The sequence below is a fragment of the Collinsella sp. CLA-SR-H006 genome (assembly GCF_040097075.1).
Classification (GTDB): domain Bacteria; phylum Actinomycetota; class Coriobacteriia; order Coriobacteriales; family Coriobacteriaceae; genus Collinsella.
On record NZ_JBBNPD010000013.1, the window covers coordinates 1 to 15,330 of the forward strand.

The following is a 15,330-nucleotide window of genomic DNA, read 5'->3' on the forward strand; positions in this document are numbered from 1 at the left end:
ATAGGAGCGTCAGGACGCAAAGAGGCTCCGCAGCGCGAAGCGCGATGCGGAGCCTCTTTGCATGTCCGAGGACGTTCCGGAGAGAAGCCCCCGTCACGCCCCCGGATTCCCGGTGGGAGTTCTAGACCTTGTCGGCCTTAGTACATACCGCCGCCCTGCTGACCAGCGGTAGCAGCAGCGATAGCGTCCTCAAGCTGAGTGTTCTTGGGCACATCGGAGACGGTGGCCTCGGTGATGAGGATCAGGCTGGCGACAGAAGCAGCGTTCTGCAGGGTGACGCGGCTGACCTTGACGGGGTCGAGGACGCCCATCTCGATCATGTCGCCCCACTCGCCGTTGGCAGAGTTGAGACCCTGGCCGGCGGGCAGCTCGGCAACCTTGTCGACCACGACAGCGCCCTCAAAGCCAGCGTTCTTGGCGATGGTAGCAACCGGAGCAGTCAGAGCCTTCTTGACGATGTCGACACCGATCTTCTCCTCGGGGTCGTCGAGTTCAACGGCGTCGAGCGCAGGAGCAGCGTCCATGAAGGCGACGCCGCCACCGGCGACAATGCCCTCCTCAACAGCAGCGCGGGTTGCCTGCAGGGCGTCCTCGACGCGGTGCTTGATCTCCTTGAGCTCAGACTCGGTAGCAGCGCCGACCTTGATGACGGCAACGCCACCGGAGAGCTTGGCCAGGCGCTCCTGGAGCTTCTCACGGTCGAAGTCAGAGGTGGTGTTCTCCATCTCACCCTTGATCTGAGCGATACGAGCATCGATGGCCTCCTTGGAGCCAGCGCCGCCGACGACGACGGTGTTGTCCTTGGAGATGGTGACGGACTTAGCGGTACCGAGCATATCGGCGGTGATGTCAGCGACCTTCACGCCCAGCTCGTCCAGGGCAGCCTGGCCACCGGTGAGGACGGCGATGTCCTCGAGGATGCGCTTGCGGCGATCGCCGTAGCCCGGGGCCTTGACGGCGCAGACGTTGAGGGCGCCACGGATCTTGTTGAGGACCAGGGTCGGCAGAGCCTCGCCGTCGATGTCCTCAGCGATGATGAGCAGGCCACGGCCAGCGCGCTGGACAGCCTCGAGAACGGGCATGATGTCCTGAACGCTGGAGATCTTCTGGTCGGTGATGAGGATGTACGGATCCTTCATCACGGCCTCCATGCGGTCGTTGTCCGTGACGAAGTAAGCGGAGACATAGCCCTTATCAAACTGCATGCCCTCGACGGTGTCGATGGTGATGTCGAACGTCTGGGAATCCTCGACGGTGATGACGCCGTCCTTGCCCACGACCTCCATAGCCTCGGCGATCTTCTCGCCGACCTCGGGGTCACCGGCGGAGATGGTACCGACGGAAGCGATCTGCTCCTTGGTCTCGACCGGCTTGGCCTGCTTCTTCATCTCGGCGACGGCGGCGTTGACGGCCTTGTCGATGCCGCGACGGATGGCCAGCGGGTTAGCGCCAGCGGCGACGTTGCGCAGACCGTCGTTGACGATGGCCTGGGCGAGCAGGGTTGCGGTGGTGGTGCCGTCACCCACGGTGTCGTTGGTCTTGGTAGCGACCTCCTTCACCAGCTGAGCACCCATGTTCTCGATGTTATCCTCGAGCTCGATCTCCTTGGCGACGGAAACGCCGTCGTTGGTGATGGTCGGGGCACCGAACGTGCGCTGCAGCGCAACGTAGCGACCCTTGGGGCCCATGGTGACGGTAACGGCGTCGGCCAGAGTGTTGACGCCCTTGGCAAGCTTAGCGCGGGCATCGGTGTTGAACGTAATGTTCTTTGCCATGGTAGGTAATCCTCCAAAAGAAATGTGACTCGCGTCGCCGCTTCCGAGTCCTATGCGGCGGGCGCGTTCAAAGACGAATCAGAGATTCTGACGAGACTAGGCCTCGACGACGGCGTAGATGTCGTCGGCGCGCATCAGCAGATACTTCTCGCCGTCGACCTTGACCTCGTTGCCACCGAACTTACCGTAGATGACAACGTCGCCAACCTTGACGTCCATGGGGATGCGCTCACCCTTGTCGTTGACCTTGCCGGCGCCCACGGCAACGATGGTGCCACGCTGCGGCTTCTCCTGAGCGTTGCTGGCAATATACAGACCAGAAGCGGTCTTCTGCTCGGCCTCGTCGGGCTTGACCAGAACACGATCTGCAAGCGGCTTCAAAGACGACATGCTTGTCTCCTCCTTTTTGGGCCGCGCGGTTATACCACGCGAATTAACCCTTTTTTGTTTGCGTACGCGTTGAATGGTACCCACGAATGGCGGGTTATACAACACGGAGTCAAAAAATCTTATTTTTTGGCACTTAGATTTTCTGAATGCCGGGGGATAACTTAGCAGTGGCTCCCGGGGCGGACCGGATGGCATGAAGTTTGCTGCTCTACAGTCCTGCGCAAGACGGAAAGCACATTAAGTGCTTTCCTTTGCGTGCGGAACTCGCGACAAACTTCATGCCCTCCGGTCCGCCCCGGGAGCCAGGTTGACTAACTAGGGCCCGGCATTCAGAAAAGTCAGTGCAGCAAAATGGCGATGCGGATAGCGACATGGGCATGATTTTCGCTGCGAGCACGGGTCCCCTAGGGAGCATCGTGCATTTTTGGGAGTTTTCAGCAGACCAGGACGGCTGCATACGCGCCAGACACACCATATTGGTCCCAAGGACGCCTTCGACCGGCGATTTGAGTCGGCAGGCGAACCCCGTCAAGACAAAAAGGCATGCCTCGCGCCGCACCGGACCCCAAATGACGTCGATCTCCGCAATGCCGCCCGACTGCAGCGGCACCGGCAGAGCTCGCGGTGCTGAATACTCCGTTTTTTGCACGGCACGGGCGGGGGTACATCAGGATCAGGAAGGATATCCCAGCCTTTTTATGCAATCTGTAATGGGAAGTATGCAAAACACCAAGAGATAGCATTGCTGGTGTCCAAATTGAGCGCGGGGCAGCAGCACCTCCGCCCCGCACCCAAATCCAACAGAGCAGGGACGCTCATGGCGGATCCCCACCAAAACGCAAACGCGGCTCGAGCGCTATCCCAAAAAGGCTGCCCGAGCCGCGCTTAACGGTACGGCATGAATACTTAGCGCTCGTAAATCAAGTTACCTGCCAGGTAGGTGGCTTGGACTTTGGTGGCTTGGAGTTCTTGGGGGTCGATGGTGAGCGGGTTTTGGTCCAGGACTACCAGGTCGGCATACTTGCCGGGCTCCAAGCTGCCGAGGTTTTGCTCGTCGCCAGCTGCGTACGCGCTGCCAAGCGTGTAGTTGCGCAGGGCCGTTGCCGCATCGATGCGCTCGCTCGGTAACCAGCCGTCCTCGGGCCAGTGGCTTTTGGGGTCCTGGCGCGTAATAGCCGTGTAGAGCACGTTCATGCTGGTAACGGGCGTGATAGGGCTGTCGGTACCGAAGGCTTGGCGGATGCCGCGCTGCTTATAGGTCGCAAACGGCCACATGATGCGGCTGCGTTCCAGGCCCAGATCGCGCTCGGGGCCGCCCGGGTCGAGTGTAATGTGACAGGGCTGGCTCGAGGCAACGACGTTAAGCTTGCGTAGACGATCGATGTCCTCGGGCAAGAGGTTCTCCAGGTGCTCGAGCGTGTTATGGCCGTGCTGGGGCAGGCCGTACAGGTCGGCGGCCTCCTCGAAGATATCCAGCGCGGCATGAATCGCACCGTCACCAATGACGTGGATGCGCACGGTGTGACCGCGCTCCGCGGCCGCCAGAACCAGTTTGCGCATGCGCTCAGCCGGAACCGTCAGACGGCCCTGATCGCCCGGGAAGCGCGGGTTGGTATAGGGCTCGGTGAGATAGGCCGTGTGTTCGCTCGACACACCGTCGAAGAACTGCTTAAAGCCTGGCGCCGAGAGCAGCGCGTTGTTCGCGTAACGTGCCTGCAGCTCTTCCAGGCGCGACTGGTCATCCAGCAGCGTGGGGAACAGATGGGCTCGGATGCCCAACTTGCCGGCTGCCTGCAGCTTGTCATAGACGTCGTCGCGGATAAAATCGCAGCCCGGCATGGGCATGAGCGACATATCGCATATCGAGGTGATGCCCTGCTCGGCCATCCGCCTCATTTGATCGGCGTAAGCGCTTGCGATGCGATCCTCGCCCAGCCACTCAAGGCAGCGCGGTAGCAGCTGCATGGCAGCCGCCTCGTGAGCAATACCCGTGAGCTCGCCGTTTGCGTCCTTGTCGTAGCTACCGCCCGCTGGTGGCTCGCTGTCGCGCGTGACGCCGAGTGCATCGAGTGCGCGGGTGTTGAGCCACAGCGTGTGCCCGTCACCCGAATACATAACACAGGGACGATCGGGGAATGCCGCATCGAGCGACGCCTTGGTAGGATGCTCGGGCGGGTCCCAACGGTAGTCGCGCCAGCCCTGCGTCACAACCCAAGCGTCGTCGGGCAGGTCCTGGGAAAACTCGAGCGCATGTTGCACCAGCGCCGCCTCGGACGTGCCCATATCCATGAGCATGTACGGCGAGGAACCGACCGAGGTATGGAAGAAGTGCAGATGAGCGTCATGGAAACCGGGGCAGACAAACTGCTCGCCGCAGTCGATAACCGACGTGGCGGCGGGAGCGGCGGCGATCACGTCATCGGGCGCACCGACTGCGACGATACGGTCGCCTGCGATGGCAATCGCCAGCTCGCGGGCGGTATCGATGCCGTCTTGGGCGGTAAAAACGTTCTTGGAGCGGATAATCCGATCGATATGTTGCATGGGCATCCCCATCTCTGGCAGGAAATTCAACACCCCCGAGTGTACTCCCCCGCCCTTGTAACAAAACCCCAAGCGGCAAACGGCAACTTTACCAGCCCTAGCGGCAGGTGGCATACTGGAGAGAGCCTGTACGATTTTGCGATCAACCCAGCAAGGAGCAAATCGACCATGACGAAGACCAAGGCACAGCAGATTATGGCGGCGACCGAGGCTCGCGCGGCTGACGACGTCACCGCAGCCATCAAAGATATCGCTACCGAGTTTGAACCATATATCATCAAGCAGCGCCGGCACTTCCATAAGCACCCGGAGCTGAGCCTTGCCGAGGAGCGCACGACCTCCGACATCGCCAACCAGCTCGACGCCATGAATATCCCCTACGAGCGTCCGCTCAAGACCGGCTTGGTGGCAACGCTTCGCGGTACCGCGCCGGATGCCTACCGCGAGGACGGCACGCCACGCCGCCGCATCCTGCTGCGCGCCGACATCGACGCCCTGCCCGTCACCGAGCAGACCGGCGAGGAGTTCGCCAGCGTCAACGAGGGCTGCATGCACGCCTGCGGCCACGACTGCCATATCGCCATGATGCTCGGAACGCTGCAAATCCTGCGCCATATGACCGACGACATCCACGGCGAAGTCCGCATCGTATTCCAGCCCAGCGAGGAAAACGGCCAGGGCGCTAAGCTCATGATCGGCACGGGTGTGCTCGACGGCGTCGATGGCGCCTACGCCGCGCACATCTGGAGTGAGGTCGACGCCGGCACCGTGAGCTGCGAGCCCGGTCCGCGCATGGCCAATACCGACTGGTTCCGCATCGACGTCCGCGGCACCTCGTGCCATGGCGCCATGCCCCAGCGAGGTCACGACGCCGTCATGGTTGCCGCCGAAATTGTCAACGCCCTGCAGACCATCGTCTCGCGCGAAATCAGCCCCTACGAGCCGGCCGTCATCACCGTCGGCGAGCTACACGGCGGCACCGCGCGCAACGTTATCGCCGGCACGGCCTACCTCGCCGGCACAGTGCGCACCTACGGCGATTCGACCCACGAGGAAATGCCGGAGCTCATGCGCCGCATCGTGGAGCATACCGCGGCAGCTCTGGGCGCCGAGGCAGAGCTCACCGACTACACCATCGCCAACTACAAGGTCGAAAACGACGCCGCCTCGAGCGAGCGCTGCCGTCAGGCTGTAATCAAGTGCCTGGGCCCCACCGGCCAAGGCCATTATTGCGGCACGCTTTCGGGCGAGGATTTTTCGGAGTACCTGCGTCGCGTACCGGGCGTGCTCGCCTTTGTAGGTACGCGCAACCCCAAGATTGGCGCCACGTACGCCCAGCATTCCTGCTTCTACAAGATCGACGAGACCGTGCTGGCAAAGGGCTCCATGGTGGCCGCCCAGTATGCTATCGACTTTTTGGCCGAGCCCACGCAAGAGGAGCTCGACGGCCCCGCGATTACCGCGGTCGCCGAAACCAACCCCGATCTGGCCGCCAAGTTGCGCTCTGCCAAGGCGACGACCGCCGAGGCTCGCGACGCCATCCATGATGCCCGAACGGCTCGCCATGCCGCGATCAAGGGCATCCACGACGCACGCGCTGCTGCACGCCGCGAGGAGAAGCACGACGAGTAGTCGTCACACCCATCCATAACAGCCTGGCTAAAGCAGAGCGGGGGCGGACGTATCGAAACGTCCGCCCCCGCTCATTCTTCAAGCGCTATTTCTACTATTTCTACCCCGTCCCCAAATAGCAGGCGGCGTGGCTACTCGTCCTGAGGCTCCTCGTCGGAGCTTGGCTCGGACGCCGGCTCAGGTGCAGGTGCCGGCTCAGGCTCAGGCTCAGGTGCAGGCTCGGACTCAGATGCCGTCTCAGGCTCGGGCGCCGGCTCAGGCTCGGTCGCGGGAGCGGGTGCAGGTGCGGGCTCGGCATCCGGAGCGCTGTAACCCGAAGCAGCGGACTTCTTCTCGAAGGGCAATACAAAAGTCAGGACGTCGTCCTTATCCTCGTCGGCCCACTCGCTTGCATAGCGTGCGGCCCAATAGCCAACGGCACGGTGCTTGAGCATCTTGCCAAAGACCGTAAGAAATACGGTGACAAAAGCGACCAGCACCAAGAACAGCGCGAGCGTGACGCCACCGCCGGTAACGATTGCCTCAATACCCGTAGGACGATAGTAGTAGCTATACATACCGACAGAGGCAATGGCGCCAAAGACGACCGTCAAGATCCATGTGACAACGTTGGCGACCAGGCCCGTCAAAAACTCGGGAAGGAACGAAGCACAGAACAGCTTGGTCTTGTTGTGCTTAAACGCCGCCCAGACCTTATCGAGCGAAAACGCGCTCTCGACACGCCCGGTCACCGCAAAGTGCATCACGGCGATGTCGGCGAACATCTTAAAGAAGACACCCAGAATCGCCGAGGCAATTAGCGCCAGGACAAGCAGGCCAAGCGAGCCAAACAGCGCAGCCTCGAGCGCATAAGAGCCGTAATAAGAATACGAGCCCGCAGCGCCAATTACCACGCCCTCCACCAGCGAAAGCACTACACCGATAACGGGAATGGCAGCGATAACCTCGAGCACGACCGAAATAACGCTCGAAAAGACTCCGAGACCAAACGACGCGGAACGCATCAGCGGACGATCCATGCCGTCATCGATCTTAAGCGACAGATCGCGACCCCACTCGATGCCAAAGCCGGAACCGCACACGCTCGCAATGCAAGCTGCCAAAAAGCCGATGGCAGCCGCAATGCCGCCAATAACGGGAATAAACAACACGAGCACCGACACAACGCAAATCAGCGCCGGCAAAAACGCGATTTGGCATACACGCTGAAGCACACCCGGAGTCTTGGTCATATCTTGGAACGCCTGAGCCACACAGCCCTTTGGCGCATTCGCCACGGGCGGTTGCGGAACAAACTGCTGGGGCTGAGGCTGTCCCTGGGGAGCGGGGCCAGCGGCACCGGCATTAGGAGCACCACACACGCCGCAGAACTTGTCGTTATCGCCCATGGGGGCGCCACACTGCGAGCAGAACATAGAATCATCCCTTCGTATCTTGAACAAATCACTTGGATCGCAAACGATGTCTTTAGCATCATTATTGCCCAATGTGGGGTCAAATACTCAAAGATGACCGATTTGCAAGATACACGGCGCCAGCAGGCGGTTCGTTGAATACGTCTGTGCTAGTTCGTTCCGCGGAAGCCCTTGCCGACAATCTCGGAGCTGTCGACGATCGTGATAAAGGCACCCGGATCGACCTCGCGCGCATAACGGCGCAGCTGCACGGCCTCGCGACGGCTCAGCACGCTCATGATCACCGTCACGCACTTGCCCGAGAAGGCACCGTAGCCGCGACTGATGGTCGCCGTACGGTTGAGATGCTTGACGATAAACTCCTCGACCTTAAGGGGCTCGGAGCAAATGACCGTGCAGACTTTGCGCAGGTGAATGCTCTCAATGGCTTTGTCGACCACAAGCGTCTTGGCAAACAGGCCGAGCACACAATACAGACCGACACGCGGGCCATACAAAAAGGCCGCGATGGCCACGATGCCGATATCAACCAACAGCAGCGCGCGGCCAATCTCGAGCGTCGTGCGGCGCTTGAGGATCATGGCAAGAATGTCCGTGCCGCCCGTCGAGGCGCCAATATCAAAGACAATAGCGCTGCCGAGCGCCGGCAGGATCACGGCAAAGCACAGGTCGAGCCACATATCACCCGTCAGAGAGACATCGGTCGGAATAAAGAGCTCAAACAGCGAAACATAGGCGGACAGCGCAAACGAGGCGAAGACGCTCCACAGGATTGCCTTGCGCTCCAAAAAGATAAAGCCCAAAACGACGAGAACCGCGTTGATAATCCACATAAAGACGCCGACGGGCAGGGTCGGGAACAGCGTGGACAGAATGACCGACACGCCCGAGGTGCCGCCAAAAGCAAAGTGATTAGGGGTTTTAAACGCAACGATGGCAAAGGCCGTAAGAATCAGGCCCAGATTGAGCTCGGCAAAAAAGCGCGGGAAGCCCGGCTCCTGGCTGCGCTTTTGGCCGGCACGCTCGCCGCGCTCGATATCGGTGCGATCAACCACGCGCTCCATCGGCACCACGGGAGGACGATGCATCTCCTCGGCAGCACGCGATGCCGCCTCTGCCGCGGCGGCCTCAATCGCCCATGCCTTGCTTTCTGTTTCGTGCTCGTCAGCCATTACGGCAACCCCTCGTTAACAATTTGGAAACAATGCGCCCATTAGGGTAACGCGGAACGCGACGATTGCAACCCCTAGTTAGACGAGCGGTATGCCTACATCGGGGGGCATACAAATAACGGCCGGCCACGCTTTTGCTTGCGCGGTCGGCCGTTTAACGTTTTCGCAGATAAAACCTGCCAAAACAAACCTGTCCCTTTTTGGAAGGTTATTCGTGCTGGCTGGTGCGGTGCTCGTACTCCTCGGGGGTGATGACGTCCTCGATACGCAGGTTGACGCCCGCCACCTCAAGGCCGGTCATCGCGGCAAGGCGCTCGGTGACACGTGCCTTGACATCGTCGAAGATCGCGGGCGCATAGGCGCCGTACTCGATGATGACGGAGATGTTGACGACCACGCGATTGTCATCGGTGACCTCGACCGTCACGCCCTTGGTCAGATTCTCGGCACCAAACTGCTCCTGCACAAAGTGCATGAGGTTACCCTTCATGCCCAAAACGTGCGGAACCTCGCGGGTGGCCATGGCAACGATCTTCTCGATCACACCGTTGGAATAGGTCAGCGAGTCCTCGGACTCGTCTGTTTCCTCATCATCCTCGTCCGCGTCATCGGCGGACTCGGCCTCGACGAGCGCCTCATCCTCGAGCGTCACATCCTCGGCTTCGGCGACGGCCGCCTCGTTCTCCTCGAGCTCGGTATCGGCCACATCGACCTTCGTATTAAAAGCCATGGTTCCTCCTTATGCCTGCCGCGGATGCGACAGTCGAATACGTATTAGCGGCCGCTAAACAGACGGCCGAAGAAGTTGACGATACCGTTCTCGCCGTCGCGAATCTGGCCGATCACGGCGCCGATCAGCACAAAGAATGCGATGACGAGCGTGTCCCACAGGCCGAGCGTGAGCACCAGCACGGCGAGCACAAAACCAGCGACGGCTCCAAGCGTGGTGTTGGGATGACGGACGGCATAGCTCCAGATGGCTGCCCCCGTACCCTTGATGAGACCCATGGCCTCATCAAAATCATCGGCGACCGCGTCATGCGACTCGGTACCCTCCACCTTGGGATCGACGGCCTCGCCTGCCGGCACGGCGCTCTGATCGATAGTCAGACGCGGGGTGCGGACGGTCTTGTCTTGATTGGTATCACTCACCGGAAACCTCCACGGTCTGGACGGTAGTCTTGGACGGCAAAAAACGAACGCGTGCGATCGTACCCGGCGTGCCGAGCATGGTGTCGCAGGCCTCCTCGATACGTTGCTGCATCGCAGTAGCCAGAGACGCCACATCCTTATCGTCAAGCGCGATGGCGTCGACCTTAAAACAGACGCGCGATTCGTCGGAGCCCTGTACGCGCGCCTCGACGCGCTCGATCATCACGCGGTCGTCGCGCTCGGCAGCAACCCTGGCGCACGAAGAAAGCGCCGCGAGCGTGACCTCGATATTGCGCTCCCCCGCCGGATGCACGCAGGACGGCTCACGACGAGCAAACATCAGGCGGAAGAAGCTTACCAGCACGCCGATCGCCACAACTCCGCCGCATGCCGTCACGACAATGCGCGGCATGGGGTCGCGCATCAGCAGCATAAAGCGATACGTATACGGCCCCCAAAACTGGCAGACAAGCGTACCCAGCGCCACGATGGCGGCGGCAAGATACACAATCGCTAGGGCTCGTTTGAGTACGCGCACGTGGCGCTCCCTTCAAATCTCGGCTCTCGAAATGCAAAACGGTTCGCATCATTATAAAAGAGCCGGGTCCGGTGCTCTACGCACGCGGATCCGGCTCATCTATTCCACGAGGCTTGCATGCTCGCTTCATTATGCCCAGATATGCACGGCTTAACCCGTGCGGGCGCTACTCCTCCTCGAGGGCAGCGATGACCTCGTCGGTCATGTCCATGGTGCTGTAAACATCCTGGACGTCGTCGAGCTCCTCAAGACGGTCGATGAGGCGCTGAACCTTCTTGGCATCGGCGCCAGAAACCTCGGTCGGGGTGGTCGGGACCATGGTGGTCTCGGAGCCCTTGACCTGGACGCCCTGCTCCTCGAGCGCCTTGGAGACAGCCATAACGTCGTTGGCAGCAGTCCAGACGATCCACTCCTCGCCGGCGTCCTCGTAGTCCTCGCCACCGGCCTCGGCGATGGCCATCATGAACTCATCCTCGTCACCGGCAGCACCGTTGGCGATCATGGTCTCCTTCTTGGCGTTCTCGTCCAGGATCTCCTTGGCGACGACGATCTGGCCCTTGCGCTCAAACTGGAAGGCGACGGAGCCGGAGGTGCCCAGGTTGCCACCAGCGTGGGAGAAGGCGGAACGGACATCAGCGGCGGTACGGTTGCGGTTGTCGGTCAGGCAGTCGACGTAGACGGCGACACCGGCGGGACCGTAGCCCTCGTACACGATGTTCTCGTAGACGGCGGCGTCAGCACCCGAACCAAAAGCCTTGTCGATAGCGGACTTGATCTTGTCCTTAGGCATGGACTGAGCCTTGGCCTTGGCAACGGCAGCGGCGAGGCTGGCGTTGTTCTCGGGCAGCGGGTCACCGCCGAGACGGGCAGCAACGGTGATGTTGCGGCTGAGCTTGGAGAAGAGGGCGGAACGCTTGGCGTCCTGCGCGCCCTTACGATGCTTGGTTGTGGCCCACTTAGAGTGTCCGGACATACGTGTCTCCTATCGGTTTCGACCTAAAGCCCAGCGCAGATGCTCGGGCAATATAAACAAACGTCGTTATGATATACCTACTGGCCTGCGAGATAAACCCCAAAATGGAGGCGTCGTGATGATGGCCCCTTTGGCGCAAAGAAACCTGACCCCAATGCACCAAGTTAGAACCAGAGGAAGTCGCTGCGGGTGACGGTGGCGCCGATGGCAAAGGGCATGCAGGCGATAACCGGATACAGGTAGCGCATGTAGGTTGAGCCGTTGCACGGGCCAATCAGGCACACGGCGAGCACACCCAACAGCGGCACCCAGATCGCCAGCGCACGCCATGAATGACGACGCAGCAGGTAGACCACCACGGCGATCATGATCCACACATAGGTGGCCGAGCTCATGGTGAGCGAGATAAAGGGAACACGCTGCACCGCCACACGGTACAAATTGATCAGGTGGTCGCACCAGCGCACCACGTTGCTGTCAACCGGATGGAAGTCGAAGTACTTGAGGTTATCGGGCTTTGCCATGATCTCGGCACTGCGCGCCGTGCTGTAGACCCACGCATCGCGGGCACTCGGATAAAAGTAGCCGTAGTAGTTATTGATGAGCGCCGAGATATAGCACTCGGGATCCTTTTTGAACATCTGAGCCCACACCTCAAAATAGGCCTTGATGTCCTCCTGCGAGGCGTACTCGTTAAAGCAATTTTTAACGGCGTCCGACTTATCCGGGTTGTAACGGCGGCCCAGATTCTCGTACTTGAGCACCCGGTCGATCACGGCGCGTTCCTCATCGGCCACCAAGCCGTCGCAAGGAGCCTCCACGATGGTGCCGTCCTCCTTAACCGTAGGGTTGACGCCCGAGTTGAGGCCGTCGTGCTTTTGGACGAAACGAGCCGTCTGCTGGAACGGAATCGAAAGGATTTCGCGCTTGGAACCAGGCGTGATGTCGTGCGCCGGCATAAAGACCTTGGTGAAGTACATATTAGAGGCAAGGCAGAGCGCGAGCACCGCGAGAACGCCAACCCAGCGGAAGCGCGGGATGGCGCCCGAAGGCGCAGCACCAGTCTGCTTGGCTGCACGACGAGCCACATGCACGTCCCATACGCAAAACGCCGCCGCGATTACGCATGCCGCCAGGGGAAACAACAGGCCGCCGTTGCGCAGAAACGTGGAACCCATGGCGCCCAGAGCGAGCAGCAGCCAGTCGTGGCGCGCAAAGAGCACGGGGGCTTTCTCGCCCGCTCGCTCGACATTGGCATCACGACGGGGCAAGCCACATGCCACGAGCTTAACGGTCTGTACCAGCAGCACCAAGAACGCATCGGCAAAGAGCACGTCTTTGGTGAGCAGCGCCGCGTAGTTAGAGAACATCGGCATAAACGCAAAGAACAGCAGGATCGCACCGCGAACCGGCAGGCTCACGCCCAGTTTGCGCAGCGATGAAATGGAATAGGCCATGCAGGCGGCCGTAATGACAAATTGAGCGCAGGTATAGATGATGAGGCCCGCGTTAGCGCTGTTGAACATCGAAAGCCCCAGCTGAACGCACGAGCCGATAATGGCCGTGTGCACTACGGGATGATGCCCGTTGAGCAACACATTAGGATTGAGCAGACGCAAGTAGTCGCTCGTGCCGTTGGGATAGTTGAACCACTGGCGAATCTGCGCGCCCGTATCTCCCATAAAAAGGCCAGGCAGCGAAGCGATGAGCGTGGGCGCCCAGGCGATCATAAGCACCAGGAAGGGCCCGGCAAAGGGATGGACCGAGAGCACGGCGTGAGTCACACGCCATACGCGGCCAAAGTGCACCTCGGAAAACGGAATGCGCCGAGTGCTCAGCCAATCTAGACACTCAAAGGCAAGGTAGAAGGCAACGACCGCCAAGAGCATCCAGCCCGCGCCGCCAATCCAGGCGCAGATGATGCGAGCTTTGTCGCCAAGGACAATCTCGGCCGAGTCGGTGAGGTCGTAGCTGCGGCCGAACACCATGCAGATGGCGAAGAACAGCGACGGCAGAATGATCGATGGACGCCAGGTGTCGCCACGGCCAAAGAACACGTAGCGAAACGGCAAGGTGAGCAGGCAGGCAAGTGCAAGCAGCATGACCGCGTCGGTATGGCCGGCAAACGAGAGGAGCACCTCGTAGCACACGTACAGCATGCCCGAGGCTTTGGGGTCAATCGCCAAGACTGCGTTGCTCGACACCGGGGAGGGGTCGATGGAAAACGCCGTGGTCGCCAACAGCGCGAGCAAAAATGCGATGAGCGTCTGCTTGGCGGGGTAGCGCTTAAACCAGACGATGCGGGCAGCGTCGCGCGCAGCCGTTGTGGAGAGATCGGAATCCTTCACAGTCCAAAGAGCCTTTCTAGAAACCTGCAAAAAAGGGACAGGTTTATTTTGGCAGGTTTTATCTGGGGAAACGTTACGGTTCTGTCATCGTTGCCCAGCAAACCACCACAAAGGTGCCTGTTCACTTTTTGGTGGTTAAGCGTCGAGGTAGATGCGCTGGGGCTGGTTGCGGCGACGAGCAAAGATGATGAGCGCCAGGCCCGCGATTACGAGCGGCAGGCTCAGCAGCTGACCCATGGTGATGACGCCGCCCAGCAGATAGCCCAGCTGGGCATCGGGCACGCGCACAAACTCAATGAGGAAGCGGACGATGCCGTAACCCATCACAAAGACGCCCATAAACGTGCCTTGGGGCAGTAGCGGCTTTTTGCGGCTGAGCACCTGCAGAATGCAAAAGAGCACAATACCCTCGAGGAATGCCTCGTAGAGCTGGGAGGGATGGCGCGGCATATCGCCCGCGGTGCCGCCAAAGATCACGCCCCAGGGCAGATCGGTCGGCTTGCCCCACAGCTCGCCGTTGACAAAGTTGGCACAACGGCCCAGGCACAAGGCCAGCGGCGCGCCTATGACGGCAAGGTCTGCCAAAGTCCATGCGTCGAGCTTATACATGCGGCATACGATGATGCCGCCGATAATGCCGCCCACCAAACCGCCGTGGAAGCTCATGCCGCCCTCGTTGGTGGCAAAGATCTCGAGCGGGTGCGCCCAGTAGTAGCCATCACCGTAAAAGACGACGTAGAACAGGCGCGCACCGATAATGAGGCCAAAAACCACGCCGACCACGACACTCGTCAGGTCATCAATCGTGATGTTAAAACCCCAGCGACGCTGCGTGCGGTACATGACAACCGCCGTGAGCAGGGCGCCGACCACATAGGCCAGACCATACCAGTAAATCGTGATAGGCCCCGCCGAAATCGCGACGGGATCAAGCATATGGTAGAAGTCGTTGAGCATGTCGACCCTCCTACTCCCTACATACAAATGCGGCCGCGGGCCTTGCGCTCGCAGCCGCATATTTGGGCGTAACGTCTATGCGGAGTATGCCGTCCGCAGCTTTCGCAGCTTAGAACGGCGCGTACTCGTCGTACAGGTCCTCGGCCTCGCCGGAGGCATTGACCTGCTCAACTCGGGTAACGCCGGGCACATGCTCCTTCAGGATGCGCTCAATACCCATGGACAGGGTCAGCGAGCTCATGGGGCAGCCGGCGCAAGCGCCCTGCAGCTCCAGTTTGACGACGCCCTCGTCGTCAACGCCCACATACTCCATATCGCCGCCATCGGCCTGCAGGTTGGGGCGAATCTCTTCAAGAACCTTCTTAAGCAGCTCTTCGTTAACAGCCACAGGGGCTCCTTTCTCACAATTACGCGGGCGCGCCCGCGGACAGAAG

At 60.5% G+C, this 15,330-nt stretch carries 13 protein-coding genes; 1 reads left to right on the plus strand and 12 read right to left on the minus strand.

Translation table 11 applies throughout. The features are described 5' to 3' along the window. Window positions 1–137 precede the first annotated feature (137 nt). From groL to AAA069_RS07870, 3 genes are all read right to left on the minus strand, one after another. The gene (gene groL / locus AAA069_RS07860; protein ID WP_022094352.1) at window positions 138–1,775 is read right to left on the minus strand and encodes a chaperonin GroEL; all 1,638 of its coding nucleotides are present in this window, start codon (window positions 1,773–1,775) and stop codon (window positions 138–140) included. Between the two features lie 96 nt (window positions 1,776–1,871). Further along, window positions 1,872–2,165 (minus strand): co-chaperone GroES, encoded by a 294-nt coding sequence (groES, locus tag AAA069_RS07865; RefSeq protein WP_022094351.1) that lies wholly within the window; start codon window positions 2,163–2,165, stop codon window positions 1,872–1,874. 906 nt (window positions 2,166–3,071) lie between these two features. Then, window positions 3,072–4,715: an amidohydrolase gene (locus AAA069_RS07870; RefSeq protein ID WP_349128034.1), complete on the minus strand. Its 1,644-nt coding sequence runs from the start codon at window positions 4,713–4,715 to the stop codon at window positions 3,072–3,074. A 162-nt stretch (window positions 4,716–4,877) separates the two neighbouring features. Between AAA069_RS07870 and AAA069_RS07875 the strand changes: the two genes are divergently transcribed. Continuing rightward, window positions 4,878–6,341, plus strand: coding sequence for a M20 family metallopeptidase (locus tag AAA069_RS07875; RefSeq protein WP_349128035.1), 1,464 nt, complete (start codon window positions 4,878–4,880; stop codon window positions 6,339–6,341). Window positions 6,342–6,472: 131 nt separating this feature from the next. On the opposite strand, the gene AAA069_RS07880 is transcribed toward AAA069_RS07875, so the two are convergent. The 9 genes from AAA069_RS07880 to AAA069_RS07920 form a co-directional block, all read right to left on the minus strand. Further along, on the minus strand, window positions 6,473–7,756 hold the full coding sequence (locus AAA069_RS07880; protein ID WP_349128036.1) for a zinc-ribbon domain-containing protein: 1,284 nt from the start codon (window positions 7,754–7,756) through the stop codon (window positions 6,473–6,475). A 149-nt stretch (window positions 7,757–7,905) separates the two neighbouring features. Beyond that, window positions 7,906–8,928 (minus strand): YitT family protein, encoded by a 1,023-nt coding sequence (locus tag AAA069_RS07885; RefSeq protein ID WP_347479803.1) that lies wholly within the window; start codon window positions 8,926–8,928, stop codon window positions 7,906–7,908. Between the two features lie 208 nt (window positions 8,929–9,136). After that, a complete protein-coding gene (locus tag AAA069_RS07890) occupies window positions 9,137–9,658 on the minus strand; it encodes an Asp23/Gls24 family envelope stress response protein (RefSeq protein WP_138374888.1) in 522 nt (173 codons plus the stop codon). Window positions 9,659–9,702: 44 nt separating this feature from the next. Next, window positions 9,703–10,080 carry a DUF2273 domain-containing protein gene (locus AAA069_RS07895; protein WP_347479802.1) on the minus strand — a complete coding sequence of 126 codons (378 nt, stop codon included), beginning with the start codon at window positions 10,078–10,080 and terminating at the stop codon, window positions 9,703–9,705. After that, a complete protein-coding gene (locus AAA069_RS07900) occupies window positions 10,073–10,618 on the minus strand; it encodes a hypothetical protein (RefSeq protein ID WP_347479801.1) in 546 nt (181 codons plus the stop codon). The genes AAA069_RS07895 and AAA069_RS07900 overlap by 8 nt, the downstream gene beginning before the upstream one ends. Before the next feature lie 166 nt (window positions 10,619–10,784). After that, complete coding sequence (locus tag AAA069_RS07905) at window positions 10,785–11,591, minus strand: YebC/PmpR family DNA-binding transcriptional regulator (protein WP_117734266.1); 807 nt, start codon at window positions 11,589–11,591, stop codon at window positions 10,785–10,787. A 164-nt stretch (window positions 11,592–11,755) separates the two neighbouring features. Next, window positions 11,756–13,939: a DUF6020 family protein gene (locus AAA069_RS07910; protein ID WP_349128037.1), complete on the minus strand. Its 2,184-nt coding sequence runs from the start codon at window positions 13,937–13,939 to the stop codon at window positions 11,756–11,758. Window positions 13,940–14,074: 135 nt separating this feature from the next. Further along, on the minus strand, window positions 14,075–14,896 hold the full coding sequence (gene lgt, locus AAA069_RS07915) for a prolipoprotein diacylglyceryl transferase (protein ID WP_152068544.1): 822 nt from the start codon (window positions 14,894–14,896) through the stop codon (window positions 14,075–14,077). 109 nt (window positions 14,897–15,005) lie between these two features. After that, a complete protein-coding gene (locus tag AAA069_RS07920; protein ID WP_035137589.1) occupies window positions 15,006–15,284 on the minus strand; it encodes a NifU family protein in 279 nt (92 codons plus the stop codon). Window positions 15,285–15,330 lie beyond the last annotated feature (46 nt).

What these genes read in the sequence shown, in the direction of transcription:
- AAA069_RS07880 (WP_349128036.1), bottom strand. Translation starts at nt 7,756, where the DNA reads ATGTTCTGCTCGCAGTGTGGCGCCCCCATGGGCGATAACGACAAGTTC.
- groL (WP_022094352.1), bottom strand. Translation starts at nt 1,775, where the DNA reads ATGGCAAAGAACATTACGTTCAACACCGATGCCCGCGCTAAGCTTGCC.
- groES (WP_022094351.1), bottom strand. Translation starts at nt 2,165, where the DNA reads ATGTCGTCTTTGAAGCCGCTTGCAGATCGTGTTCTGGTCAAGCCCGAC.
- AAA069_RS07890 (WP_138374888.1), bottom strand. Translation starts at nt 9,658, where the DNA reads ATGGCTTTTAATACGAAGGTCGATGTGGCCGATACCGAGCTCGAGGAG.
- AAA069_RS07870 (WP_349128034.1), bottom strand. Translation starts at nt 4,715, where the DNA reads ATGCCCATGCAACATATCGATCGGATTATCCGCTCCAAGAACGTTTTT.
- AAA069_RS07885 (WP_347479803.1), bottom strand. Translation starts at nt 8,928, where the DNA reads ATGGCTGACGAGCACGAAACAGAAAGCAAGGCATGGGCGATTGAGGCC.
- lgt (WP_152068544.1), bottom strand. Translation starts at nt 14,896, where the DNA reads ATGCTCAACGACTTCTACCATATGCTTGATCCCGTCGCGATTTCGGCG.
- AAA069_RS07905 (WP_117734266.1), bottom strand. Translation starts at nt 11,591, where the DNA reads ATGTCCGGACACTCTAAGTGGGCCACAACCAAGCATCGTAAGGGCGCG.
- AAA069_RS07875 (WP_349128035.1), top strand. Translation starts at nt 4,878, where the DNA reads ATGACGAAGACCAAGGCACAGCAGATTATGGCGGCGACCGAGGCTCGC.